The organism is Clostridium phoceensis (genome assembly GCF_001244495.1).
GTDB classification, from domain to species: domain Bacteria; phylum Bacillota; class Clostridia; order Oscillospirales; family Oscillospiraceae; genus Lawsonibacter; species Lawsonibacter asaccharolyticus.
Genome location: NZ_LN866274.1, coordinates 1,091,741 through 1,114,718, shown reverse-complemented (window position 1 = coordinate 1,114,718; position 22,978 = coordinate 1,091,741). Strand labels below are relative to the sequence as shown.

The following is a 22,978-nucleotide window of genomic DNA, read 5'->3' as shown; positions in this document are numbered from 1 at the left end:
GCCTGGAGCAGGCCTCGGGTCCGGGGCTCCGGGGAGTGCTTCCGCCCTCCCGCTCTCCGCTCTGCATCCTATGCGTCGGACCGGCCCTCTGCCCCTGGCCCAGCCCCTACAGCCCTAATCAAAACCTCTCATTTTTTCGGAAAGCGGGGTCAAAACCATGATAAAAGTTTCACCTTCCATCCTCTCCGCCGATTTTGTCAATCTGGAACGGGATATCCGGCGGGTCTCCGATGCCGACTACCTCCATGTGGACGTGATGGACGGCGCTTTCGTTCCCAATCTCACCATCGGCGTCCCGGTGGTCCAGTCCATCCGCCGGTGCACCGACATGTTCCTGGATGTCCATCTGATGATCGAAAAGCCGGTGCGGTACATCGAAGCCTTTGCCAAGGCTGGGGCGGACCTGCTCTCTATCCACCTGGAGGCCGACCACCCCACCCGCATCGCCCAGGCTCTGAGGGTCATGGGGGAGTGCGGCGTAAAAAAAGCGGTGGCCCTGCGGCCCATCACCAAGGCGGAGGCCATCCTCCCCTATCTGGAGGAGCTGGACCTGGTGCTGGTGATGACGGTGGAGCCCGGCTTCGGCGGCCAGGCCTTCATGGAGTCCCAGCTGGACACCATCCGCCAGGTGNCGGGGGGGGCGGGCCCGGGTGGGGGGGAGGCGGGGGGGCCCCGGCTCCGGCGCCCGGGCCTCCAGGGAGCCCCAGCGGGCCCCCACCCGCCGGGTGCGCCCCCTCATCGGGCGGTACACCCCCGCCTGCGAACTGGAGGTGGACGGGGGCATCTCCCCCAAGACCGCCCCCCTGGTGGTGGAGGCGGGGGCCAACGTGCTCGTGGCCGGCTCCGCTGTCTACGGGGCGGAGGACATCCCCACCGCCATTCAGGCCCTCCGCGTGTCAGGGGGTGCGCGGTGAGAGAGTATAAGATCCTCTCCGCTGACAGCCTGGAGCAGGCGGAGCAGGTCATGAACGACATGGCCCTGGCCGGGTGGCGGACCACCTCCCTCACGCCCTATCCCGCCGGCTTTCCGGCCGGTGTCAGCTATCTGTTTGCCGTCGTGTTGGAGCGGGAGCGCTGATCTCCCCCTGTTCACACCGTGTACTATTTACGACTCCGGAGGTCTTTCCCATGCAGTATTTCCCCCCCGCACTGGAAAATTTGGTGGAGCAGTTCGCCCGCCTGCCCGGCGTCGGCGTCAAATCCGCCCAGCGGCTGGCGTTCCACGTCCTCTCCCTCCCAGAGGAGGACGCCGCCGCCTTTGCCCAGGCCATTCTGTCCGCCAAGTCCGCCATCCACTGCTGTCCGGTGTGTCAGAATCTGACGGAGGGGGACGGCCCCTGCTCCATCTGCGCCAGCCCCAAGCGGGACGCCTCCGTCATCTGTGTGGTGGCCGACCCGAAGGACGTGGTGGCCATGGAGCGGGCCCGGGAGTACCAGGGGCTCTACCACGTGCTCCACGGGGTGATCTCCCCCATGAACCACGTGGTGCCGGATGACCTGCACATCAAGTCCCTGGTAGAGCGGGTGGCCGCCGGCGGGGTCCAGGAGGTCATCATGGCCACCAATCCCGACACGGAGGGGGAGGCCACCGCCATGTACCTCTCCCGGCTGCTGCGCCCCTTTGGGGTGAAGATCACCCGTCTGGCCTACGGCATTCCGGTGGGCAGCCACCTGGAGTACGCCGACGACGCCACCCTGATGCGGGCCCTGGAGGGCCGTCAGGAGATGTGAAAATTTGAACGCCGCACTCCCGTTGGAGTGCGGCGTTTTTACGCCTGTTTTTCTGGGCATTTTCGACGGCGGCGCATGGGCACCATTTCTTCGGGGCGCTGACTGGATCGGCTTGATCTCCCCCCAGATTTTTAAAACTTATCGCAATATACCGATTTTAAATTACTATATGTTTTGATTCGGCATCTGATATGGTCACTTTTCAAGGCGCCTCCTGACGCCGCCGCTGCGCGCGGCAGAGCGGGCCCGGCCCGCTTCTCCTCCCTTCTGCGGGAAAAGATGCGCTTTACGGGGCTTGGCCCCGGTGCTATAATAGGCTCAAATCAGACAAAGGATAGGAGGCCATCTTCATGGTGAATCAACGCATGTTGGGGCTGGGCACCGCCCGGTCCGTCATCCGCGAGCTCTTTGAATACGGCAAGATACGTGCCGCCCAGGTGGGGGCGGAGAATGTCTTCGATTTCTCCCTGGGCAACCCCAGCGTCCCCTGCCCCCAGGAGGTCAACGACACCGCCGTGCGCATCCTTCGGGAGCAGCCGGAGGTCATCCACTGTTACACCAGCGCCCAGGGGGACCAGGAGGCCCGCCAGCGCTTCGCCGACTCCCTCAACCGCCGCTTCGGCACCTGCTATACCGCCGACCAGTTCTACATTACCGTGGGGGCCGCCGCCTCCCTGTGCTGTGTGTTCAACGGCCTGGCCTGCCCCGGGGACGAGTTCGTCGTCTTTGCCCCCTACTTCCCGGAGTATAAGGTCTTTATCGAGGGCGCTGGGGCCAAGATGGTGCTCATTCCCCCGGAAATCGAGGGATTCCAGATCGACTTTGACGCCTTTGAGGCCGCCATCAGCGAGCACACCAAGAGCGTGGTGGTCAACTCCCCCAACAACCCCTCCGGCGTGGTCTACTCCCGTGAGACGCTGGAGCGGCTGTCCGCCATCCTGACGGAAAAGAGCCGGGCCTACGGCCACCCCATCTACCTGATCTCCGACGAGCCCTACCGGGAGATCGTGTTCTCCGGCTTCCAGGTGCCCTGGATCCCCCAGCTCTACCCAGACACCATCGTGTGCTACTCCTTCAGCAAGTCCCTCTCCCTCCCTGGTGAGCGCCTGGGCTACGTGCTGGTCCCCGCCTCCGTCACCGACAGCCGGGAGGTCTACGCCGCCGTGGCCGGCGCCGGACGGTCTCTGGGCTACGTCAACGCCCCCAGCCTGTTCCAGCAGGTCACCTCCCTGTGCTGCGACCTCACCTCCGACCTGGCCGTCTATGAGCGCAACGCCAAGCTGCTGGTCCCCGCCCTGCGGGAGATGGGCTACCACTGTGTGGAGCCCGGCGGCGCCTTCTACCTCTTCCCCCGCTCCCTGGAGCCCGACGATATGGCCTTCAGCGAGCGGGCCAAGCAGTTCGATCTGCTGCTGGTCCCCGGCTCCGGCTTCGGCGCCCCCGGCCACGTGCGCATCGCCTACTGCGTCCAGACCGACATGATCCAGCGGGCCCTTCCCAAATTCAAGGCCCTGGCCGATTCCTACCGGTAAAATCTCTCCACTTTGTAAGTAGTGAGCCAGTCAAAAGATGGATAAGCACTTTTGTGTCTGCTATCTTTTACTGCATACAGAGAGCGCCGTACCGCGCGCAATGCCCGGACCAGGACAGGAGTCCTGCCGGGCCACGGCTCCCAGCCTTTATATGGAGAATATATGATGAAACTCAGGATTGCCTATCTGGATTGTCTGCGCTGTATTGCCATTCTTTTGGTAATCGTCCTGCACGCCATGTCGCCCATCCTCTCCAATCCTGTCTATTACGGCATCCCGTCCTGGTATCTGTGTCTGCTGCAAAACCCGCTGAATCGGATCGGGGTCCCCCTGTTCTTCATGATCAGCGGATATCTGCTCCTCCGCTCCCCGGACACCCTCCGCCCGTCCACTTTCTACCGCAGACATCTCCTGCGGCTGGCGCTCCCCTTATGCACCTGGAATCTGGTCTATCTGCTCGCCGACGCGTTGCGTATAGGAGCCCCTGTCTCCCTTTACGCCTTTCTCTCTTCTCTATTGAATCGCGGCCAAAGTTATCATATGTGGTTTGTCTATACGATGATGGGGATCTATCTGACAGCTCCCTTTCTAAAACGGATCACAGACGCCTGCACGAGCAGGCAGCTGTTCCTGCTCCTCCTCATCCTGATCTTCCCCACCTCTATCCGTCCCCTCCTCAACACAGTGCTGCCGGTCTATATCTATCTGTTCGACCCCATTATGGAGGGATACCTGGGCTTCTTCCTGCTGGGGTATATGCTGGGCCATTACAGCTCCGGCAGGCTCCTGAGGGCCGTGATCTATTGCGGCGGTGTCATAGGATATCTTTGGGGCGTTCTGGGCAATCTCTGGACCGCGTCTCCAGAACACATCCCTCTGCCGTTCAATGGCGGATACTCTCTCAATCACTATCTCTGCGCAGCCGCCTTTTTTCTGTTCTGCAAAACAGTTTCTGCGCGCCATGAGGAAGCCCTGCGTCCCCTGGAAAAACCGCTGGCATCTGCTTCCGATCTTGTATTTGGAGTCTATTGGATCCATGTGTTGATCCTGGATGTGATCTCTGATCTGGCAGGGAGTTCCCTGTCTGTGATCCAGCTTCTGGGTTTGGAGGTCAGCGCCACTGTAATCCTCTCGTTTTCTGTCATGGCGCTGATTGCAAAGCTCCCTCCCCTCCGGAGGTCCCTCATGTAATACTGTAAAGCATCGGCCCCATCCGTGATGGATGGGGCCGATGCTTTTTACCGCTATCCAAACAATACAAATTCTTGAAGGATGCCTATGGTGCTGAGCACATCGGCACATATCATAGATAACAGATGAGAAAACTGCCGGTCCTGTTTTTTTAGCCTGCACCTTATCAGCATCACAAGCCGGGCGATCAGGATCACCAAACTGTATGTCCAAATCAGGCTTGGGAAAAGCAGTCCTTCTGGCGAGGCAAGCATAAGATAGAGCCCTAGCGGCAGAACAGTATATATTACATATTCCAGCCCTTTCACCAGAAAACGGAAAATCAGGATTCCTTCTAATGCCGTCATTCCCAGTATCAAGATCCAATAGCCAGCCGCTACTGCCTCTGTGGGAAAATTCAACGCAGCAGGCCAATCTTCACCTTTTACTTTTAAAAGTATCACAGTTGGAATTCCAGCAGCCACTACAAGCAGAACTTCCCAATAGATTTTTATGAAATTTCTCACTGATTTTTTCATACATCTCTCCGTTATCTGACCATCGCCCCCGCTTCCTTTTATAATAATATATATCTTTTTCTTTTATTTGTCAATCTTTTTGTCTATTTTCAACAAGAACAATCTCTTTTTCCCTCCCAAATGATTCAAACAGCCCGCTTCACAGCCGGCGGATCAACTCCTCCACGTCCTCCATCCGGGTGGCCCAGCTGGTGACGAAGCGGATCACCGTCCGCTCCTCGTCCAGCTGCTCCCAGAAGCTGAATGCGGCCTTCCGGGCCAGGTCCTCCCGCTGGGCCCGGTCCACCACCAGGAATATCTGGTTGGTGGGGGTGTCCAAATAGAAGGAGAACCCCTTTTCCCGGAATCCCTCTCTCAGCCGCTCCGCCGTCTCGATGGCATTTTTGCCCAGCTTCTGGTAGAGTCCATCGGTGAACAGGGCGTCGAACTGCACCCCCAGCAGCCAGCCCTTGGCCAGCAGGGCGCCCCGCTGCTTCACGGCGGTCATAAAGCGCCCGGGGGCGTTGTGCCGGGGGAAGACCACCGCCTCTCCGAACAGGGCCCCCACCTTGGTCCCCCCGATGTAGAACACGTCGCAGCTGGCCGCCAGGTCCGCCAGGGTCATGCCGCTCCCCCGGCTGGCCAGCCCATAGCCCATCCGGGCGCCGTCCAGGTACAGCGGTATCTTGTATTGCCGGCACACCTGGTGGATCTCCCCCAGCTCCGCCCGGGTATAGAGGGTGCCCAGCTCGGTGGGCCAGGACAGGTACACCATGCCCGGAAAGACCATGTGTTCGTGGTTCTCGTCCCCGTAAAAGCCCTCCAGATAGGTCCGCAGCTCCGCCGCTGACAGCTTCCCCTCCCGCTGGGGCAGCTCCAGCACCTTGTGCCCGGTTGCCTCGATGGCTCCCGCCTCATGGGTACAGATGTGTCCCGTGGCGGGGGCGATCACCCCCTCCCAGGGGGCCAGCAGGGCGGAGATCACCGCCTGATTGGTCTGGGTCCCGCCCACCAGGAAAAAGACGTCCCCCTCCGGGCAGCCGCAGGCCCGCCGAATCTTCTCCTTTGCCCGGGCGCAGTATGGATCGGTCCCATATCCGGGATGCTGCTCCCGATTGGTCTCCGCCAGCCGCCGGAGCACCTGCTCGTGGGCCCCCTCAGAGTAGTCGTTGACAAAAGACAGCATGCTCAGTTCCTTCCTCTCTGTAAGATCTCCAGATGAAGGAAGTTTACCACATTTCCCCGGGGATCTCTATACTCTGCCGTCAAAAATCATCGTCTTGTCTGTTCAGCCAGTGATTTTACATACATTTAACCAAAATTCTGCATCCTATTTCTGGACCCAGCCCCCTGCATTTGATATCATACGACTCAGATGATCCGGTCCCGCTTCCGAGCGGACCGCAGCCACAGAGGAGAGCTTGCATGTACGCTATTATCGACATCGGCTCCAATACCATCCGCCTGAATGTCTATCAGGTGGAGGAGGACGGAGCTATCCACAGCATTTTTCAAAGCAAGGAGACGGCCGGCCTGGCCGGCTATGTTCGGGAGGACGGCTCCATGAGCCGGGAGGGCCTCGACCGGGCCGCAGACGCCCTGCTCCGCTTCCGGTCCATCCTGGATGCCCTCCACATTGAGAACCGGGCGGTCTTCGCCACCGCCTCTCTGCGCAACATTACCAACAGTGAGGAGGCGGTCTTCCAGCTCCAGGAGCGCACCGGACTGATGATCCGCCTCCTCTCCGGCCGGGAGGAGGCCATCCTGGACTATGTGGGAGCCACCTCCGGCATGGAGGAGCGGGAGCAGGGCATGGTACTGGACATCGGCGGCGGCTCCACCGAGTGGGTCTGCTTCTCTCAGGGCAGGATACGCCACGCCGCCTCCATCCCCCTGGGCTCCCTGAACCTGTATAACCGCTGTGTGGAGACCCTGCTCCCCTCCCCCAAAGAACAGGCCAAGATCCGCAAGCAGGTGAAAAAGGCGCTGGACGGCGCCCCCCTGCCCGACTTTCCCTGTCCGGTGATCTGTGGGGTGGGCGGCACCATCCGCGGGGCCGGGAAGCTGTGCAACTACCTCTACAAGCTGCCCGCCGGCAACCGCACCATCACCCTGAACATGGTGGACGGCCTCCTGGAGCGCTTCTCCGCTCCCGCTAAGGCGGACCTCCAGATCCTGCTGAAGATCGTCCCCGAGCGGGTCCACACCCTGCTCCCCGGGCTGGTCATCCTCTCCACCCTGGCCCATCGGTGCCGGGGCGACGCCATTGAGGTCAGCAGCTACGGCGTCCGGGAGGGCTTCCTGCTCACCGAGGTATTGAAACGAAGGAGCGTGACTGTCTGATGGCCCGGGAACCCCAACCTTACATGCAGAACCGCGAGCTCTCCTGGCTCACGTTCAATGAGCGGGTGCTGGAAGAGGCCCGCGATCCCTCCAATCCCCTGGCCGAGCGGCTGAAATTTGTCTCCATCTTCACCAGCAACCTGGACGAATTCTTTATGATCCGGGTGGGCAGCCTCTATGACATGGCTGTCATGGGGGACGACCAGGTGGACAGCCGCACTGGCCTGCTCCCCTCCCAGCAGCTGGAGGCCATCTACCGCCGGGCAGTCCTTCTGATGGAGCAGCGGGACCAGGTCTACGCCCAGCTCCAGACCCAGCTCCAGGCCTATGGGGTCTGCGAAGTCTCCCCCGGCCAGCTCGCCGGGAAGGACAAGGACTTTCTCAAGACCTGCTTCAAGACCCAGCTGCTCCCCATCCTCTCCCCTCAGATCGTGGACATCAACCACCCCTTCCCTCACCTCCAGAACAAGAGCGTCTATGTGGTGGCCCGCCTCCATGGGAAGGACCGCAGTCTCTTCGGCATCGTCCCTGTGCCTTCCTCCGCCCCCGACGTGGTCTATCTCCCCGGGGAGGGCCTGCGCTATGTGCGCACCGAACAGCTGCTTCTGGATAACCTGAAGCGGGTCTTTGACCCCTACGGCGTGGCGGAGAAAAACTGTGTCTGCGTCACCCGCAACGCCGATATCGCCCCCCAGGACGAGGGCTTTGATGTGGACGATGACTTCCGCTGCCAGATGCAGAAGCTGCTTCACAAGCGCAAACGGATGGCCGTGGTCCGGCTGGAGTGCGCCGCTCCCCTCAGCGAGGCCCTGTCCGCCTTTCTCTGCAAGCGCTGCCACGTCGCCCCCGCCCAGATCTTCCTCTCCCGGGCTCCCATGCGCATGGGGTTTGTCCACCCCATGCTGAAAAAGCTGCCGGAACCCCTCCACAGTGCGCTGCTCTACCCGCCCTTCTCCCCCCAGACGCCCCCCAAGCCCAAGCGGGAGACCTATCTCCACCTGGTCCAGCGCCGGGACCTGCTTCTCAGCTACCCTTTTGAAAGCATGGAGCCCTTCCTCCGCCTGATCCGGGAGGCCGCCTCCGACCCGTCGGTCCTCTCCATCCAGATCACCATCTACCGCCTGGCCCAGAAGGCCCGGCTCGTGGAGTATCTGTGTGCGGCGGCGGAAAACGGTAAGGAGGTCACTGCCGTCATTGAGCTGCGGGCCCGCTTTGATGAGCAGAACAACATCGACTGGTCCGAGCGCCTGGAGGACGCGGGTTGCCGGGTGATCTACGGGTTCAGCGACTATAAGATCCACTCTAAGGTGTGTCTCATCACCCTGAAAGGCAAATCCGGCATCCAGTACGTCACCCAGATCGGCACCGGCAACTACAACGAGAAGACCTCAGAGCAGTACACAGACCTCTCCCTCATCACCGCAGATCAGGGCATCGGCCAGGATGCAGCGGAATTTTTCAAAAACATGGCTGTGGGCAATCTGGAGGGCAGCTACCACAACCTCCTGGTCTCCCCCTCCAACCTGAAGCAGATCATCCTCCTGCTCATCGGGGAAGAGACCGCCCGGGGCAGCCACGGCCGCATCATCATGAAGATGAACTCCCTCACCGACTACGATGTCATGGAAAAGCTGGCCGAGGCCTCTCGTGCAGGGGTTCGGGTCGATCTCATCATCCGCGGCATCTGCTGCCTGCGGCCCGGCGTCCCCGGCCACACGGAGCACATCTCCGTCACCAGCGTGGTGGGGCGCTTTTTGGAGCACTCCCGCATCTACAGCTTTGGCTCTGGAGAGAACCAGCGCCTCTTCCTGGGTTCGGCGGACATGATGACCCGCAACACCCAGCGCCGGGTGGAGGTCATCTGTCCCGTCTATGCCACCCACACCAAGGCCCGCTTGAATCACATTCTTGACATCCTGCTGCGGGACACCGTGAAGGCCCGGGCCCTGGACAGTGAAGGGAGCTATCAAAAAAAAGTGCCCGCCCCGGGCGCCCCCGGCCTCTCCTCTCAGGACTTCTTCATGGACGAGGCCGTTCGGAGCTGCCGGGAGGTGGAATTTGCCGCCCGTGCCCTGCCCTCCGGCCCCTTGGGCGGCCTGCTGCGCCGTCTCCGCCGCCGCGGATGAGCCCCGCCGTCCGCCCGGCCCCCGTTTTCTGCGCCGGTTTCCTTCCTGCCGTTTCCCTGATCTGAAAATGATGGAAAATCAACAAAAACAGGAAAGCCTTTTCCTGCATAGTCCGCTTCTCCAGGGCAATGCTATGCTCGGATGTTCCATCCAACGAAACAAAGAAGATCAAAATGAACAGGTAAAGGAGAAACGAATTATGTCTACCAACAAGCAGTCTCTGGTCCCCAATGCCCGCGAGGCTCTGAATAAGTTCAAGATGGAAGCGGCCAACGACCTGCGTGTACCTACACCATCTTAAAGATTGCAGGAAAAATGTTGTTAAAATCTACTTAAATCGACGAATTGAGCCACAAAAACTCCGCATCATGTCTGGTACACATGATGCGGAGTCTCTTTTTACTCAACCTTTGGGTGGGAACGGATCATTACCATAGGAGTCTTTCGCACGGATACGGCCATCAGTCCCGTGAATCAGTCGCTCAGACTTCTGGTGAATGGCAATCGTACGTGCAATATCGGCCGCTTGCTTCTGCGTTGCCGTACACTTCGTAGCCCTGGAGTTGCCAGCCCCCTTAACCTGCCAGCCTCCCTTGGGATGCGGCGTCACATGTTGGTTCTTACCCATAGTCTTACCTCCAGTCCGGCACAAGGTTAACCTTGGCAGTATGTCCACATTTAGGACAGCGAACGCCCCCACCGCGAAGGACAACTACTTTGACATTGCCGCAGGAAGAACATGTAGCAGAAATCGTCTCTCCTACATGGTCATTTAAAATCTTCTCAGGATGTTTCTTCAGGTCAGACTCAACACTCTTTTTGATGTCTCTTTCCAGTTCTTTCATGAACTTTTTGGATTCAAAATTGCACTTGAAAGTGGCCATATCGCACCTCCTTATTCGCGAGGCAGGTCAAGGAGATTGTCATGGGTGTAGTCGTTAGGGGTGGACCGCACATATTTCTCTCCTCGGCTGCTGGTGGCAGGAATCACATTGGGGTAGGGCCAAATTTTCACTTGAATAGAACCGGGAGTGTCCCTCAAGAAGTCATGAAGGACTTCTTTTTTAAAAAAACCAGGGTTGTTACAGCCTTCGATATAAATCTCGTCGATTTCTAGAAGGCTTCTGGAATAGTAGCAGCCTCGCTGCATTTTGATTTTTGTGGCATACATTATAAATGTACCACCTTTCTGCTGTAATTACAGCTTTTGTATTTACAAACAGAAAAAGGCCTGTCTTGTGTCCGCAAAACTTGTCCAACACAAAATCTACGGGCTTGCAAGCTCGGCCAAAAGATGATACACTATACCTGTGTATGGAAACGGCGTTATGTATCAGTTTTGACTGGTCTTGCGTCAAACACAGGAGAACAGCATTCTGCGAGTACCAGTCGCGGGGTGCTGTTCTTTTCCTTTTCCTGGTTTGCATTTTATTTCAAATGTTGCTCGTCTACAATAACAATCAACGTTTGGGTCTTGTCGTCATATTCCGGGATGAACTGTTTTGCTTTGCTCAGAAAGTCAATCCCGCTGACTTTAGAAAGATACTTTGTGAAGTCCTTTGCACCGATGCGAACCCAGTCGTTTTTGACACGTGGAGCAAAGTCAAAATAGGGAGCAGTTGTATCGTTGCCCCTATCGCGGATGCCAATGGCCTTGTTCTTTTCATCATAGCCCACAATGATTTGAGCGGGAGCTCCCAGCATATCCACAGCCCCCCTATTGAAAGCAATTCCGAGAGAACTAAGAGTGACGATTGGAGCACCATTTTTCAGATAAGAGAAGTTAAAAGAAAAATCCATTGAGCATCCTTCCTTTCCGAAACATCATTAGTGCAAGAAAAGTATATCATATGCGCAGAAAATTTGCAACAGGAAGATGTGGCATGATTTTTCATCTAATAATGTGAGCGCCACATTTTTACTCGTAAGCTCAGTAAATTAAAAATCATCCCTTTTAATGCTCCTTATATTATAGCATATTTATTTTTTAAATTCAATCAATTCTAACGTATTTTTCTCTTCTGTATATCGCAAATTTTTCTTTTTATATTTCACTCAAACCCCTTAATTTTCACTCTAAAACGCATGAGGTTCGACCCCCATACAGCGTGTTAAATAGCTCATGCACATATAGAGCGCGAAGCCCTTTATATTTTATCCTTCCTATGCCCGAATAGTTAAGCCAAAATTCCTGCTATGTTGCAAAAATTAACCCTTCAATACAGTCACCGGCACCACAAACACCCCGTCCGGCCTTTGATATGCCGCATTGGCCAGGCCGCACAGGACACAGAGCACCACAGGGGGCTTGCCTTTGGGGTCTTCCCCGATCTGCCGCTTGATCTCCAGCAGGTTTTCCGCCGCGGCGTCGATCTGGTTGGCCCCCAGTTTGATCTCGAAGGCGCACCACTGGCCGTCGGGCAACTCAATCACCGCGTCGACCTCCTGATTCTTGTAGTCCTGATAGTGATAGAGACTTGCCCCAAAAGATTCCGCGTAAATCCGCAGATCCCGCTCGCACAGGGCCTCAAACAAAAAGCCCAGGGTCTCCAGATCCCCCAGCAATCCGGCGGGAGTTGCTTTCAGCAGCGCACAGGCCAGGGATGGGTCGGCAAAATGCCGCTTTTCCGCCTGCTTCACCCGGACAGAGGAGCGGATCCCGGAGGAAAACGGCGGCTGGTTATCGGTGAGAAACAGCCGCTTGAAGATGTCCAGATAGGCGGCCACCGTGTTGCCGTCAATATCCTCGTCATCCACGGCCTTGATGTCCTTCATCAGCGTCTTGTTTGTGACGGTGGTGCTCTCGTTTCGGGCCAGGGAGCGCAGCAGCAGGCGCATTTTCTGGGTGTCCCGCTTGATCCCGTCCATGCGGTACACATCGTCGTCGATCACGGCGTTCAGATATTCAGCGGGGAGCAGCATCGCCTGCTCCAGCGGAAGCCCCAGGCTCCCCGGCCAGCCGCCCCGGATAATCAGTTCGATCAATTTCTTCAAGTCCACCTCGCCGGTCATAGCGGGAGTCAGTTCGCCGTGGCACAGCTTCTCCAAGGACACCTTGCCGCTGGAGTCCCCGGACTCCCACAGGGACATGGGGCGCATCCGCAGCCGTGCGATGCGGCCCGCACCGCTGTGGAGGATGCCCTTGTGGTTGGGTGTGGCGGAGCCGGTGAGGATGAACTGCCCTTTCTGTGCCGTTTGATCCACTTTATATCGCACTGCGTCCCAAAGGGGCGGCACCTCCTGCCACTCGTCGATCAGCCGGGGCGTCTCCCCCTCCAGCACCAGGGCAGGGGAAAGCTCCGCCAGCTGCCGGTTCTGGAAACTGCCGGTGGGGTCGCCGATATAGATCTCACTCTTGCTGTGGTAAGAAGAAGTCCAAGTCTTTCCGCACCATTTCGGCCCCTCGATGCAGAGGGCACCAAAGGCGGACAGATACTCCTCCACCTGTCGGTCGATGATCCGGGGTTTATAAATTCGTTCCTTCATGGCAAATACCTCAATCAATAGTCTGACTTCATTATATGTTATTCAGTCAGATTTTACAACTACAATCAGTCAAATTTCTAAATTAAAATCAGGAGGATTTTGACTGGTTAAGATTTCTTCCCTTCTGAACCAGACGGCTACTGATCAGGAACCTCTCTATTCAAGAAGATGTTTGATATATTTCAAAAACCCGTGTACCCGCAATCTGCGGGTACACGGGTTTTATCATTCGACGGGGATCAGGTTGCTCTCATAAGGGCGTTTGCCGGAGAGTACCTCGTCGTAAAAATTCTGTTTCCAATCAATATAGGCCACGCTGCCCTCCAGTTCCCGGATAGTCTCCCGCAGGGCCGCCTGCTTTTCCGCCAGCAGTTCCTTCCTCCGGGGGATGCTGGATGGGCCTTGCAGGCAAAGTTCCAGATACTCCTTCATCTCCTGGATGCTCATACCGCACTTCTTCAGGCAGGTCAGGCTCTCGATCCAGGCCACATCCCGCTCGTCAAATACCCGGCGGTTATTTTTGTCCCGTTTCACATTGGGCACCAGCCCTTCGTTGCAGTAAAACTTCAAGGCTTGATAGGTCATATTGGTTTTCTTGCATACCTGCATCATGGTGTAGATCATAGTTGGCGCCTCTCTATTCACAAAAAATTCACGTTTTTTTGAAAAAAGCTATTGACAGGTTGTAACAACCGGAAATTATAATCGTCAGTATCAAACGGAAGATACAACCGTATCGTAACACAACAAGCTGATTTTTGCAAGAGGGGGTTGATACATTGCTGGCAAAGCAAATGATCCGGCATCTGGTCGATCTCAGCATGACGGTCCTGCTGCTTCTCCTGATGGCCTACTCGCTGGTCGGTGAGGCCGCCCACGAATGGCTGGGGGTGGCGATGCTGGCGCTGTTCCTCTGTCATCATGTGCTGAATGCTGGGTGGTACAGGAATCTGCGAAAGGGACGATATTCCGCCTTCCGCATCTGCCAGACGGCGCTGGCCGGACTGCTGTTCCTGACTATGCTGGGCTCTATGGCAAGCGGCATCCTCATGTCCCGCTATGTGTTTGACTTTCCGCCGCTTCGTGGCAGGCGGGAACTGGTGAGAGCCATTCACCTGCTCTGCGCCTACTGGGGCTTTCTGCTGACAGGACTGCATCTCGGCCTTCATGGGAGCATGGTGCTGGGAGCGGCGCGGCGCATGACAAAGGCGAAGCCCTCCCGGACACGCACCGTCGTCCTTCGGCTGCTGGCCCTATGGATCACGGTCTATGGCGCGGCCGGCTTTTATCGGGATAACATTCTTTCCTACCTGCTGCTGCGGACGCACTTCGTCTTTTTCGACTATGACCAGCCGCTGACCCTGTTTTTTGCCGACCATCTGGCCATGCTGGGCCTGTTTGCCATTTTGGCCTACTACGGGGGAAAGCTGCTGCAAAAGCGGAACCATGTTCACAGATCCCCAAAGGGAGGTGTACCATGAAAACCTTGCTGATCCAAATCCTTTTGCTGGCGGTGGTACTCTCCGGCTGCGGAAACGTACCGGCAGAAGCGCCGTCGGATGAACAGACGGAGGGGGTACCCATGATAGCAGAACCCTTTACGGCGGAAACACTGATTCGGGATGTGATGGCAGACCCCGCTTTTGGTGAGTTTGGCAGGCTTCTCTTTCCGGTGGACGATGGTTATTGGAGCGGCGACACGCTGGAAGAATTGAGGCTGACCTACTACAGCCATATCGACCCGGACAAGACGGTGGAGATCGTCAACTATCTGAAAAGCGAGGCGCAAGCCGGAGAAACCATTTTTTACGACATTTACACCCAAGAGGAAAAGGACGCCGACCCCGCCAAGGAGGACACCGGACTGTTCTTTTTCAAGGGCGAACCGGGAGCCAAATTCGCCGTCTGCAATGCGGGCGGGGCCTTCGCCTATGTGGGGGCCATGCACGACAGCTTTCCCCACGCGCTGGAGCTGTCCAAGCAGGGCTATAACTCCTTTGCCTTGATCTACCGCCCCGGCGCCCAGACCGCCTGCGAGGATCTGGCCCGTGCCATCCAGTTCATTTTTGAACACGCAGAGGAACTGGAGGTGGACACCGGCTGCTACTCCCTATGGGGCGGCTCGGCGGGAGCACGGATGGCGGCATGGCTGGGGACCTACGGCCCGGCGATCTTCGGCGGCGGCGACCTGCCCCGACCCGGTACGGTGGTCATGCAGTACACCGGGCTGGGCGAGTATTCCGAAGCTGACCCGCCTACCTACGCCTGCGTGGGCGACCAGGACGGCATCGCCATCTGGCGTGTCATGCAGGCCCGGCTGGATGCCATGTCTGCTTTGGGCATTGACACGGAATTTCATGTATATGAGGGGCTGGGCCACGGCTTTGGCCTGGGCGCCGGCACCACGGCGGAGGGCTGGATCAACGACGCCATCGCCTTCTGGGAAAAACAAATGGAATGAGAACATATAAGGAGGATCTTTATCATGAACAACTTCAAATTTGAGAACAAAACCAGCGTCTATTTCGGCAAGGGCTGCGTGCAGGAGTCCCTGGGCGGTCTGCTGGAACACTACGGCGACACGGTCCTGCTGGCCTATGGCGGCGGCTCCATCAAGGGCAACGGCGTGTATGACGAGGTGACCGACATCCTGACCGCTGCGGGCAAACGGGTAGTGGAATTTACCGGTATCATGTCCAACCCCACCTATGCCAAGGTGCAGGAGGGGGCAAAGCTGGCCAGAGAGAACCATGTGGACCTGATCTTGGCCGTGGGCGGCGGTTCGGTGTCCGACTGCTGCAAGATCGTGTCGGCCCAGGCCAAGCTGGATGAGGACATCTGGGAGATGCAGACCGTAAGGCACGCCCTCCCTACCGAGTTCATTCCCATGGTCACCATCGTCACCGTGTTCGGCACCGGCTCGGAGATGAACAACGGGGCCGTCATCACCCATGAGGACAAGAAGATCAAGGGTGCGCTCTGGGGCGCCCAGGCGGATTTCGCCTTCCTCGACCCCATGTACTCCATGTCCGTCCCCTTCCCCCAGGTCATCTCCGGGGCCTTCGACACCCTGAGCCACGCCATGGAGACCTACTTCGGCAAGCCGGAGGAGAACAACCTGTCCGACGATCTGAGCGAGGCCGTGATGCGCAGCGTCATCCGCAATATCCGGGTGCTGCTGGCCGACCATGAGAACTACGATGCCCGCAGCGAGCTGGCCTGGGCCTCCGCCATGGCGGAAAACGGTATCCTGAAGATCGGCAAGGTTACCGACTTCCAGTGCCACATGATAGAGCACCAGCTGGGCGCCTATACCAACTGCAACCACGGCGCGGGGCTGGCGGTGATCCACCCGCCGCTGTACCTGCACATCTGCAAGGACGGCGCAGCGCGCTTCGCCCGCTGGGCGCAGAATGTGTGGGGCATCGCGCCCAAGGGCAGCGACGAGGAGACCGCCCTGGCCGGTGTGGAGGCACTGGCGGACTTTATCCGTGAGATCGGCTTGCCCACCACCTTCGCCGAGCTGGGCATCCCCGCCGGCACCGACCTTCGGGCCGTGGCGGACTCCACCGTCCTCACCCCCGGCTGCTGCAAAAAGCTGACCCACGAGGAGATTTACGAAATCCTGAAGGAGTGTGAATGAACATGAAAAAGCAGACAGCAGGCAGAGATGCCCTGGGGGAGTTTGCCCCCAAATTTGCCCAGCTCAACGACGATGTCCTCTTTGGCGAGGTGTGGAGCAGAGAGGAACAGTTATCGGCCCGTGACCGCTCTTTGATCACCGTGACCGCGCTGATGGCCCAGGGGCTGACGGATACCTCCTTCCAGCATCACCTGATGGCGGCAAAGCAGAACGGGATCACCCGCAGCGAGATTGCGGAAATCCTGACCCATGCGGCCTTCTATGCAGGATGGCCCAAAGCATGGGCGGCCTTCCGTATGGCCAAGGAGATCTGGGCAGAGGATGCCGGCGATGAAAAACAGGCACACCAGAACCGCATGGTATTCCCCATCGGTGACCCCAACGACGGCTTTGCCCAATATTTCACCGGACAGAGCTATCTGGCGCCCCTCTCCACCAGCCAGATGGGGATCTTCAATGTCACCTTTGAGCCGGGCTGCCGGAATAACTGGCATATCCATCAGGCTGATAAGGGCGGCGGACAGATCCTCGTCTGCGTGGCCGGACGGGGCTACTATCAGGAATGGGGCAAAGAGCCGCAGGAACTGCACCCCGGCGATATAGTCAATATTGCTCCCGGCGTCAAACACTGGCATGGCGCTGCGCCGGACAGCTGGTTTTCCCACCTGGCGGTGGAGGTGCCCGGAGAGAACGGACACAGCGAATGGTGTGAGCCGGTGACCGAGGAAGATTACAAAAAGTTAAGGTAACGATATGGAGGGCAAGACAATGAGCAAGAAAGTTTTGATCCTGTCCGGAAGTCCCCGCAAGGGCGGAAATTCCGACCTGCTGTGCGATGAATTTATGCGGGGCGCCCAGGAATCCGGCCACCAGGTGGAGAAAATTCGCGTGGCGGCAAAGAAGATCGTCCCCTGCTCCGCCTGCTACTACTGCCGCGACCACGGCGGCGCGTGCGTCTACCAGGACGATATGGCCGAGGTGCTGCAAAAGATGATCGACGCCGATGTCATCGTCCTGGCCAGCCCCGTCTATTTTTACTCCATCGACGCCCAACTCAAGGCGGTCATCGACCGCACCGTGGCCCGGTGGCTGGAGGTCAGAGACAAGGAGTTTTATTACATCGTCACCATGGCGGACGAGGCGAACGCCTCCGCCGATACCACCCTGGCCTGCTTCCGGGGCTATGCCGACTGCGTGGAGGGCGCAGTGGAAAAAGGCGTCATCATCGGCAGCGGCGTCTATGAGCCGGGCAAGGTGAAACAGACCCCCGCCATGGAGCGGGCCTATCAGACGGGCAAGGCTGTGTAAAGGAGCATGACATTATGAGCATTTTATTCGTCAACGGCAGTCCCAATCAGAACGGCAACACCGCGAAGCTCGCGGCGGAGCTGCTGAAGGGCCGGGACTATGAAACCCTGAACCTCACCGACTACACCATCGGCAGCTACGGCCAGCAGCTCCCCGGCGACGGGCTGGACGCGGTCATCGGGGCAATGGAGCAGGCGGATACCATCGTCATCGGATCTCCTCTGTACTGGCACAACATCTGCGGCAGCGTCCGCAATGTGCTGGACCGCTTCTACGGCAGAGTGGAAAACGGCGGGCTGAAGGGCCGCAGGCTGTTCTTCGTGTTCCAGGGCGCCGCCCCGGAGAAGTGGATGCTGGAGGCCGGCGAGTACACCATGAAACGCTTTGCCGCCTTGTACGGCATGGCTTACAGCGGCATGGCAACCAACAGAGCTGAAGCCGCCAAGCTGAGTAAGGAAGTGTGAGATGCGGTACCGTACATTAGGAACCGATCTGACGGTCTCCGCCGTGGGGCTGGGCTGCATGGGCATGAGCCATGCCTACGGCGCTCCGGCGGACAAAAAAGAGATGACGGAGCTTTTGGCCCAGGCCGTGGACATGGGGTATACCTTTTTCGATACGGCGGAGGTCTACGGCACGGCGGAAAACCCACACGACAACGAGGAGTTGGTGGGCGCAGCCCTAAAGCCCTGTCGGGGCAGGGTGGTCATCGCCACAAAATTCGGCATTCATTTCGACCAGAGCAGCCCGGCGGTGAACAAGCCGCTGATCCCGGACTCCCGCCCAGAGGTGATCCGGGCCTCGGCGGAGGCGTCGCTCCGGCGGCTGGGCACCGACCACATCGACCTCTACTATCAGCACCGGCCTGACCCGTGCGTCCCCATCGAAGAAGTGGCCGGAGTGATGGCTGACCTCATCCGAGAGGGTAAGATCACCCACTGGGGGCTGTCTGAAGCGGATGAAACCACCATCCGCCGTGCCCATGCGGTCTGTCCCGTGACCGCCATCCAGAACCGCTACTCCATGATGGCGCGCTGGCACGAGAGCTTGTTTCCCATGCTGGAGGAACTGAACATCGGGCTGGTTGCCTTTTCTCCCCTGGCCAACGGATTCCTCTCCGGTGCCTACGGAAAGGACAGCCGGTTTGACCCGAAGCTGGACTACCGCAGCAATATGCCCCAGTTTACCGCCGGGGCCATCGACCAGAACCGGGCGCTGCTGGCACTGCTGAACAGATTGGCTGAGGAAAAGAACGCCACCCCGGCGCAGATATCCCTGGCCTGGATGCTGTGCAAAAAGCCGTACATCGTGCCCATTCCCGGTACACGAAAATTAAGCCGCTTGGCAGAAAACGCCGGTGCGGCAGAGACCGCGCTGTCCCATGAGGAAGTCGGCACCATTGACAAGGCGCTGGACGGCATGGAGATGTCCCAGGTGTTCGGCGGCTCCGCGATCATCAAGAAATAATGGGTTCGGCAGGTCGCCGCACAGAAACCACAGAGCCGGGACCCGATGGGGCTCCGGCTCTGCTGTTATTCTTCCACTTGGCCGATGGCCATGATGAATTGAAGGACTTCCCTGGGGGGATCGTTGGCATAGATCAGGCCGTAGGGCAGCGTGTAGCTCCACTCTATGGGAACGGTCTCCAGAAGCGGATGGACATTGGCCCAGCACTCGGCGGATAAAATGATCTCATTGCCGCGCACGATCTGGTTGAACAGGTCGATGTCCACATATTCCACGCCTTTCAAACGGATCTCCGGGTGGTGCTGTTCCAGCTCGTCCCGGATGGGGTCCATATAGGCGGAGAGGCCCCGCTTGGTCAGCAGGAGCGTCTCGCCATGCAGATCCTCCACCGTCAGATTTTTCCTGCCTGCCAGCCGGTGGATTTTGGAGAACGCAGCGCAGATGGGCAGATCCCGCAGATGAAAGGAACGGTAGCGTTCACCCCAGTAGGTGGTCTGATAGGGGCAGGAGATCAGATCGATCTTGCGGCCCAGATTGTCCAGCACCTCGTTGAATGCGGGGATGGTGTCCTCGAAAGGGACGATCTCCAGCTGGATGTTTGGATGAAGCTCCGACGCCTTGTGCCATTGCTCCAGCAAGATATTCGCCGGGTTCATCAGAGACACACCAACATGGATGACATACTCCTGGGGCCAATCCAACTCTTTCGCCTTTTGCAGTACTCTGTTCGTATGGCGGATCAGCTTTTTTGCCTCTGTGTAGATCAGCTTCCCCGCCTCTGTCAGCACCAGCCCCTGGGTGCTGCGTCGGAACAATTTGACACCCAGACGATCCTCCAACAGATTGATCTGCTTTGTCACCGCGTTGGCGGAGACATACAGCTTTTCTGACGCCTTCAAAAAGCTGCCGCTGTCCGCAACTTTGATAAAGGTTTCCAAATGTGGGTCGTACACCGTTCTCGCCTCCGCTCGTTCCAACCTTTTGGTTAGCATCATTATAGCTGATTTGTCGTTCCAACGCAAGCCTTCCCGTTGTAAAATAAGCGTGAACAGAGGGAAAATGATCAGCAAAGAGGTGAGAAAAGTGAAACTATTGATCGCCTACTATTCGCGGCGGGGCCAGAACATGGTCGATGGAACCGTTCAAACGCTGAGTGTCGGAAATACGGAGCTGCTGGCAACGCTCCTCCAAACCTTTACCGGGGGAGGCTGCATCCGCATCGAGCCTGTCACCGAGTATTCCGAGGACTATTACCGCTGTATCGACCAGGCCCGGCAGGACCTGTCCAGAGGGGTGCGTCCGGAATTGAAGCATCCGCCGGACAGCATTGTACCTTACGATGTGATCTATCTGGGCTACCCCAACTATTGGGGGACGATGCCAATGGCCGTGTTCTCCTTTTTGGAGCGGTTCGACTTTACCGGAAAGACCATCAAACCCTTCTGTACCCACGAGGGCGGCGGAATGGGGCACAGTGAGCGGGACATCAGGCGGGTTTGCCCCACAGCGCATATTTCCACAGGCTTTCCCGTCCGTGGGACACAGATCGGTGAGGAGCTGTCCGAACTGCAAGCGTGGATACAAGAACCGTAACCAATACAGTATGATATCAAAGCCCTATCAAAAACGAAAAGGAGTTGACCGATATGGAATACATTACTTTGAACAACGGCGTGAAAATGCCTATGGCGGGCATCGGCACCTTCCTGCTTACCCCGGACGAGGCGGAAACCTCCGTCCTCAGCGCACTGGAGGGCGGCTGCCGCCTGATCGACACCGCCAACGCCTATGTCAACGAAAAGGCGGTGGGCCGGGCCATGAAGAAGTCCGGCGTTCCCAGGGAGGAGATCTTCCTGGAAACCAAGCTGTGGCCCAGCTTCTACGAGCAGCCCGACGCCGTGGAGAAAACCCTGGAGCGACTGGGTACGGACTACATCGACCTGCTGCTCATCCACCAGCCCGCCGGGAATTACATCGCCGGCTACCGCCAGATGGAGGCGGCCTATCAGGTGGGAAAGGTGCGATCCATCGGCCTGTCCAACTTCAACCGGGAGCAGATCGAGGAAATTCTGAATATCTGCACAGTCAAGCCCTCGGTCTTACAGACAGAGGTACATCCCTACTCCCAGGAGAAAGAACTCAAGGCATTTCTGAACAAGGAGGGGATCGTGATCCAGGCGTGGTATCCCCTGGGCCACGGCGACAGGGCGCTGCTGGAGGAACCGCTGTTCGCCGAACTGGGCCGGAAGTACGGCAAGTCCGCCGCCCAGATTATCCTGCGCTGGCACATTCAGGACGGCAACATTGTCATTCCCGGCTCGAAAAATCCCGCCCACATCAAGGACAATTTTGATCTGTTCGGCTTCGCCCTGACCAGAGAGGAAATGGCCGGGATCGCCGCCCTGGACAAGAAAGTACGCTACTATACCAGCACACCGGAGCTGCTGGCAAAATATGCGGAAATGGTTCCCCCGGTGGACGATCAGAAGTAAAAATCACATTATAACAGGAGGAAAAGCAATATGAAACACAGATTCGCCGCCCTGCTGCTGGCAGGCGCCATGACATTGTCCTTGGCCGCCTGCGGCCAGCAGGCCCCATCCAATGATCCCCAGGCGGATGAACCGGACATCAGCACCGAACAGACTGTCATCCCCGATGGCGCTCTGGTCATCGCCGAGCAGGGGATGTTCTCCGCCGGCGGTACCGTTATCTCCTCGGACGGCACCTTCGATGTCTCCAACTACTATATGTCCAGAGAGGGCTCTACCTCCCATGTGGATCACGCCAATGTCCTCTACCAGATCCCCGCCGAGGAGGCCGGCCTGCCCATGGTATTCCTCCACGGCTACGGCCAGTCCCGCATGGGCTGGATGACCACCCCGGATGGCCGGGAGGGCTGGTCTGATCTGTTCCTGCGGATGGGTCACAGCGTATTCCTCATCGACCAGCCCCGCCGGGGCGAGGCCGGACAGACCTCTGTGGCCGGCACCATGACCACCGAACCCTCCGACCAGACCTGGTACACCCAGTTCCGCATCGGCACCTATCTGAACGATGCATTTACCTATAACGAAGGCTCCCAGTTCCCCCAGGGGGAGGATGTGCTGGATCAGTTCTTCCGCCAGATGACCCCGGACACCGGCATGGATAACGCCAATGGCGACCAGAACATCGATAACACCGTGGTGGCTCAGGCGGTGGCCGCTGCCGTTGACGAAGTATACGAGCGCACCGGCAAGGACTCCATCCTGGTCACCCACTCCCAGGGCGGTATGCCCGGCTGGGAGACGGCTCGGTACACCGACCACATCGCCGCCATCGTAGCCATTGAGCCGGGTATGGCTCCCCAGGTGGACAGCGAGGATTACAACGCCCTGCTGGAAAAGAACATCCCTGTCACTTTCTATTACGGAGATTATATTGGGGAGGAGTTCACCGATGTTCCGGCGGCCGGGATGTGGGCCATGATGTCCTCCAGCGCCGACGCCTTTACCGAGGCTTATACCGCGGCGGGCGGCGTCAGCACCGTGATCCATCTGCCTGACGAGGGCATCACCGGCAACTCCCACTTCATGTTCCAGGAATTGAACAACGATGTAATCGCCGACCATGTGGAGGCGTGGATCGAAGAAAATGTAAAATAAGGCTTAA

27 protein-coding genes are annotated in these 22,978 nt (G+C 58.2%); 18 read left to right on the top strand and 9 right to left on the bottom strand.

Going from position 1 to position 22,978, the window contains the following annotated elements; genetic code table 11:
• Positions 1-157: 157 nt before the first annotated feature.
• The 5 genes from BN1969_RS19150 to BN1969_RS06180 all read left to right on the top strand — a co-directional run bounded on the left by BN1969_RS19150 (position 158) and on the right by BN1969_RS06180 (position 4,454).
• Positions 158-1,078, top strand: a complete 921-nt coding sequence (locus BN1969_RS19150; RefSeq protein WP_423243652.1) for a ribulose-phosphate 3-epimerase — start codon at positions 158-160, stop codon at positions 1,076-1,078.
• 50 nt (positions 1,079-1,128) lie between these two features.
• A complete protein-coding gene (recR, locus tag BN1969_RS06190) occupies positions 1,129-1,731 on the top strand; it encodes a recombination mediator RecR (protein ID WP_050623501.1) in 603 nt (200 codons plus the stop codon).
• Between the two features lie 4 nt (positions 1,732-1,735).
• On the top strand, positions 1,736-1,909 hold the full coding sequence (locus BN1969_RS17845; protein ID WP_154669724.1) for a hypothetical protein: 174 nt from the start codon (positions 1,736-1,738) through the stop codon (positions 1,907-1,909).
• A gap of 172 nt (positions 1,910-2,081) precedes the next feature.
• On the top strand, positions 2,082-3,263 hold the full coding sequence (locus tag BN1969_RS06185) for a pyridoxal phosphate-dependent aminotransferase (RefSeq protein WP_050623500.1): 1,182 nt from the start codon (positions 2,082-2,084) through the stop codon (positions 3,261-3,263).
• 165 nt (positions 3,264-3,428) lie between these two features.
• Positions 3,429-4,454, top strand: a complete 1,026-nt coding sequence (locus tag BN1969_RS06180; protein ID WP_050623499.1) for an acyltransferase — start codon at positions 3,429-3,431, stop codon at positions 4,452-4,454.
• 53 nt (positions 4,455-4,507) lie between these two features.
• Here BN1969_RS06180 and BN1969_RS06175 read toward each other — a convergent pair whose 3' ends face one another.
• Together BN1969_RS06175 and BN1969_RS06170 are read right to left on the bottom strand one after the other, a co-directional pair.
• Entirely contained in the window at positions 4,508-4,972 is a 465-nt protein-coding gene (locus BN1969_RS06175; RefSeq protein ID WP_050623498.1) for a hypothetical protein, read from the bottom strand.
• A gap of 139 nt (positions 4,973-5,111) precedes the next feature.
• The gene (locus BN1969_RS06170; protein ID WP_050623497.1) at positions 5,112-6,137 is read right to left on the bottom strand and encodes a threonine aldolase family protein; all 1,026 of its coding nucleotides are present in this window, start codon (positions 6,135-6,137) and stop codon (positions 5,112-5,114) included.
• A 239-nt stretch (positions 6,138-6,376) separates the two neighbouring features.
• Between BN1969_RS06170 and BN1969_RS06165 the strand changes: the two genes are divergently transcribed.
• The 3 genes from BN1969_RS06165 to BN1969_RS17840 all read left to right on the top strand — a co-directional run bounded on the left by BN1969_RS06165 (position 6,377) and on the right by BN1969_RS17840 (position 9,721).
• Positions 6,377-7,294 carry a Ppx/GppA phosphatase family protein gene (locus BN1969_RS06165; protein ID WP_050623496.1) on the top strand — a complete coding sequence of 306 codons (918 nt, stop codon included), beginning with the start codon at positions 6,377-6,379 and terminating at the stop codon, positions 7,292-7,294.
• Positions 7,294-9,420, top strand: coding sequence for a polyphosphate kinase 1 (ppk1, locus tag BN1969_RS06160; protein ID WP_050623495.1), 2,127 nt, complete (start codon positions 7,294-7,296; stop codon positions 9,418-9,420). The genes BN1969_RS06165 and ppk1 overlap by 1 nt, the downstream gene beginning before the upstream one ends.
• Positions 9,421-9,619: 199 nt before the next feature.
• On the top strand, positions 9,620-9,721 hold the full coding sequence (locus tag BN1969_RS17840) for a small, acid-soluble spore protein, alpha/beta type (protein WP_077138711.1): 102 nt from the start codon (positions 9,620-9,622) through the stop codon (positions 9,719-9,721).
• Positions 9,722-9,823: 102 nt separating this feature from the next.
• On the opposite strand, the gene BN1969_RS06155 is transcribed toward BN1969_RS17840, so the two are convergent.
• The 6 genes from BN1969_RS06155 to BN1969_RS06130 all read right to left on the bottom strand — a co-directional run bounded on the left by BN1969_RS06155 (position 9,824) and on the right by BN1969_RS06130 (position 13,530).
• Entirely contained in the window at positions 9,824-10,048 is a 225-nt protein-coding gene (locus BN1969_RS06155; protein ID WP_050623494.1) for a DUF2188 domain-containing protein, read from the bottom strand.
• A gap of 4 nt (positions 10,049-10,052) precedes the next feature.
• Positions 10,053-10,304: a hypothetical protein gene (locus BN1969_RS06150; RefSeq protein ID WP_050623493.1), complete on the bottom strand. Its 252-nt coding sequence runs from the start codon at positions 10,302-10,304 to the stop codon at positions 10,053-10,055.
• Positions 10,305-10,315: 11 nt separating this feature from the next.
• On the bottom strand, positions 10,316-10,591 hold the full coding sequence (locus BN1969_RS16995; RefSeq protein WP_077138710.1) for a DUF3892 domain-containing protein: 276 nt from the start codon (positions 10,589-10,591) through the stop codon (positions 10,316-10,318).
• 257 nt (positions 10,592-10,848) lie between these two features.
• Complete coding sequence (locus tag BN1969_RS06140; protein ID WP_050623491.1) at positions 10,849-11,220, bottom strand: hypothetical protein; 372 nt, start codon at positions 11,218-11,220, stop codon at positions 10,849-10,851.
• A gap of 408 nt (positions 11,221-11,628) precedes the next feature.
• Complete coding sequence (locus tag BN1969_RS06135) at positions 11,629-12,906, bottom strand: ATP-binding protein (protein ID WP_050625413.1); 1,278 nt, start codon at positions 12,904-12,906, stop codon at positions 11,629-11,631.
• A 225-nt stretch (positions 12,907-13,131) separates the two neighbouring features.
• Positions 13,132-13,530 carry a MerR family transcriptional regulator gene (locus tag BN1969_RS06130; protein WP_050623490.1) on the bottom strand — a complete coding sequence of 133 codons (399 nt, stop codon included), beginning with the start codon at positions 13,528-13,530 and terminating at the stop codon, positions 13,132-13,134.
• Between the two features lie 155 nt (positions 13,531-13,685).
• Between BN1969_RS06130 and BN1969_RS06125 the strand changes: the two genes are divergently transcribed.
• Genes BN1969_RS06125 through BN1969_RS06095 form a run of 7 tightly spaced genes read left to right on the top strand, consistent with a single transcriptional unit; the run spans position 13,686 to position 19,324 of the window.
• On the top strand, positions 13,686-14,387 hold the full coding sequence (locus tag BN1969_RS06125) for a DUF4405 domain-containing protein (protein WP_242850286.1): 702 nt from the start codon (positions 13,686-13,688) through the stop codon (positions 14,385-14,387).
• Positions 14,384-15,367: an alpha/beta hydrolase gene (locus tag BN1969_RS06120; protein WP_050623489.1), complete on the top strand. Its 984-nt coding sequence runs from the start codon at positions 14,384-14,386 to the stop codon at positions 15,365-15,367. Before BN1969_RS06125 ends, BN1969_RS06120 begins: the two co-directional genes overlap by 4 nt.
• 24 nt (positions 15,368-15,391) lie before the next feature.
• Positions 15,392-16,549, top strand: coding sequence for an iron-containing alcohol dehydrogenase (locus BN1969_RS06115; RefSeq protein ID WP_050623488.1), 1,158 nt, complete (start codon positions 15,392-15,394; stop codon positions 16,547-16,549).
• 2 nt (positions 16,550-16,551) lie between these two features.
• A complete protein-coding gene (locus BN1969_RS06110; RefSeq protein WP_050625411.1) occupies positions 16,552-17,298 on the top strand; it encodes a carboxymuconolactone decarboxylase family protein in 747 nt (248 codons plus the stop codon).
• Positions 17,299-17,317: 19 nt separating this feature from the next.
• The gene (locus tag BN1969_RS06105) at positions 17,318-17,857 is read left to right on the top strand and encodes a flavodoxin family protein (RefSeq protein WP_050623487.1); all 540 of its coding nucleotides are present in this window, start codon (positions 17,318-17,320) and stop codon (positions 17,855-17,857) included.
• A gap of 14 nt (positions 17,858-17,871) precedes the next feature.
• Positions 17,872-18,321: a flavodoxin family protein gene (locus BN1969_RS06100; protein ID WP_050623486.1), complete on the top strand. Its 450-nt coding sequence runs from the start codon at positions 17,872-17,874 to the stop codon at positions 18,319-18,321.
• 1 nt (position 18,322) lies between these two features.
• Positions 18,323-19,324, top strand: coding sequence for an aldo/keto reductase (locus tag BN1969_RS06095; RefSeq protein ID WP_050623485.1), 1,002 nt, complete (start codon positions 18,323-18,325; stop codon positions 19,322-19,324).
• Between the two features lie 65 nt (positions 19,325-19,389).
• Here BN1969_RS06095 and BN1969_RS06090 read toward each other — a convergent pair whose 3' ends face one another.
• On the bottom strand, positions 19,390-20,277 hold the full coding sequence (locus BN1969_RS06090; RefSeq protein WP_050623484.1) for a LysR family transcriptional regulator: 888 nt from the start codon (positions 20,275-20,277) through the stop codon (positions 19,390-19,392).
• A 130-nt stretch (positions 20,278-20,407) separates the two neighbouring features.
• Here BN1969_RS06090 and BN1969_RS06085 point away from each other — a divergent pair, with 130 nt between their 5' ends.
• The 3 genes from BN1969_RS06085 to BN1969_RS06075 are packed head-to-tail and all read left to right on the top strand — an operon-like array spanning position 20,408 to position 22,971.
• The gene (locus BN1969_RS06085) at positions 20,408-20,917 is read left to right on the top strand and encodes a flavodoxin (protein ID WP_050623483.1); all 510 of its coding nucleotides are present in this window, start codon (positions 20,408-20,410) and stop codon (positions 20,915-20,917) included.
• A gap of 53 nt (positions 20,918-20,970) precedes the next feature.
• Entirely contained in the window at positions 20,971-21,816 is an 846-nt protein-coding gene (locus tag BN1969_RS06080) for an aldo/keto reductase (RefSeq protein ID WP_050623482.1), read from the top strand.
• 30 nt (positions 21,817-21,846) lie between these two features.
• Positions 21,847-22,971, top strand: coding sequence for an alpha/beta hydrolase (locus BN1969_RS06075; RefSeq protein ID WP_187120333.1), 1,125 nt, complete (start codon positions 21,847-21,849; stop codon positions 22,969-22,971).
• Positions 22,972-22,978: the final 7 nt, after the last annotated feature.

What these genes read in the sequence shown, in the direction of transcription:
- BN1969_RS06100 (WP_050623486.1), top strand. Translation starts at nt 17,872, where the DNA reads ATGAGCATTTTATTCGTCAACGGCAGTCCCAATCAGAACGGCAACACC.
- recR (WP_050623501.1), top strand. Translation starts at nt 1,129, where the DNA reads ATGCAGTATTTCCCCCCCGCACTGGAAAATTTGGTGGAGCAGTTCGCC.
- BN1969_RS06170 (WP_050623497.1), bottom strand. Translation starts at nt 6,137, where the DNA reads ATGCTGTCTTTTGTCAACGACTACTCTGAGGGGGCCCACGAGCAGGTG.
- BN1969_RS06185 (WP_050623500.1), top strand. Translation starts at nt 2,082, where the DNA reads ATGGTGAATCAACGCATGTTGGGGCTGGGCACCGCCCGGTCCGTCATC.
- BN1969_RS06135 (WP_050625413.1), bottom strand. Translation starts at nt 12,906, where the DNA reads ATGAAGGAACGAATTTATAAACCCCGGATCATCGACCGACAGGTGGAG.
- BN1969_RS06120 (WP_050623489.1), top strand. Translation starts at nt 14,384, where the DNA reads ATGAAAACCTTGCTGATCCAAATCCTTTTGCTGGCGGTGGTACTCTCC.
- BN1969_RS06110 (WP_050625411.1), top strand. Translation starts at nt 16,552, where the DNA reads ATGAAAAAGCAGACAGCAGGCAGAGATGCCCTGGGGGAGTTTGCCCCC.
- BN1969_RS06130 (WP_050623490.1), bottom strand. Translation starts at nt 13,530, where the DNA reads ATGATCTACACCATGATGCAGGTATGCAAGAAAACCAATATGACCTAT.
- BN1969_RS17840 (WP_077138711.1), top strand. Translation starts at nt 9,620, where the DNA reads ATGTCTACCAACAAGCAGTCTCTGGTCCCCAATGCCCGCGAGGCTCTG.
- BN1969_RS16995 (WP_077138710.1), bottom strand. Translation starts at nt 10,591, where the DNA reads ATGTATGCCACAAAAATCAAAATGCAGCGAGGCTGCTACTATTCCAGA.
- BN1969_RS06150 (WP_050623493.1), bottom strand. Translation starts at nt 10,304, where the DNA reads ATGGCCACTTTCAAGTGCAATTTTGAATCCAAAAAGTTCATGAAAGAA.
- BN1969_RS06105 (WP_050623487.1), top strand. Translation starts at nt 17,318, where the DNA reads ATGAGCAAGAAAGTTTTGATCCTGTCCGGAAGTCCCCGCAAGGGCGGA.
- BN1969_RS06140 (WP_050623491.1), bottom strand. Translation starts at nt 11,220, where the DNA reads ATGGATTTTTCTTTTAACTTCTCTTATCTGAAAAATGGTGCTCCAATC.
- BN1969_RS06180 (WP_050623499.1), top strand. Translation starts at nt 3,429, where the DNA reads ATGAAACTCAGGATTGCCTATCTGGATTGTCTGCGCTGTATTGCCATT.
- BN1969_RS06095 (WP_050623485.1), top strand. Translation starts at nt 18,323, where the DNA reads ATGCGGTACCGTACATTAGGAACCGATCTGACGGTCTCCGCCGTGGGG.
- BN1969_RS06165 (WP_050623496.1), top strand. Translation starts at nt 6,377, where the DNA reads ATGTACGCTATTATCGACATCGGCTCCAATACCATCCGCCTGAATGTC.
- BN1969_RS06175 (WP_050623498.1), bottom strand. Translation starts at nt 4,972, where the DNA reads ATGAAAAAATCAGTGAGAAATTTCATAAAAATCTATTGGGAAGTTCTG.
- ppk1 (WP_050623495.1), top strand. Translation starts at nt 7,294, where the DNA reads ATGGCCCGGGAACCCCAACCTTACATGCAGAACCGCGAGCTCTCCTGG.
- BN1969_RS06075 (WP_187120333.1), top strand. Translation starts at nt 21,847, where the DNA reads ATGAAACACAGATTCGCCGCCCTGCTGCTGGCAGGCGCCATGACATTG.
- BN1969_RS06115 (WP_050623488.1), top strand. Translation starts at nt 15,392, where the DNA reads ATGAACAACTTCAAATTTGAGAACAAAACCAGCGTCTATTTCGGCAAG.
- BN1969_RS06155 (WP_050623494.1), bottom strand. Translation starts at nt 10,048, where the DNA reads ATGGGTAAGAACCAACATGTGACGCCGCATCCCAAGGGAGGCTGGCAG.
- BN1969_RS06080 (WP_050623482.1), top strand. Translation starts at nt 20,971, where the DNA reads ATGGAATACATTACTTTGAACAACGGCGTGAAAATGCCTATGGCGGGC.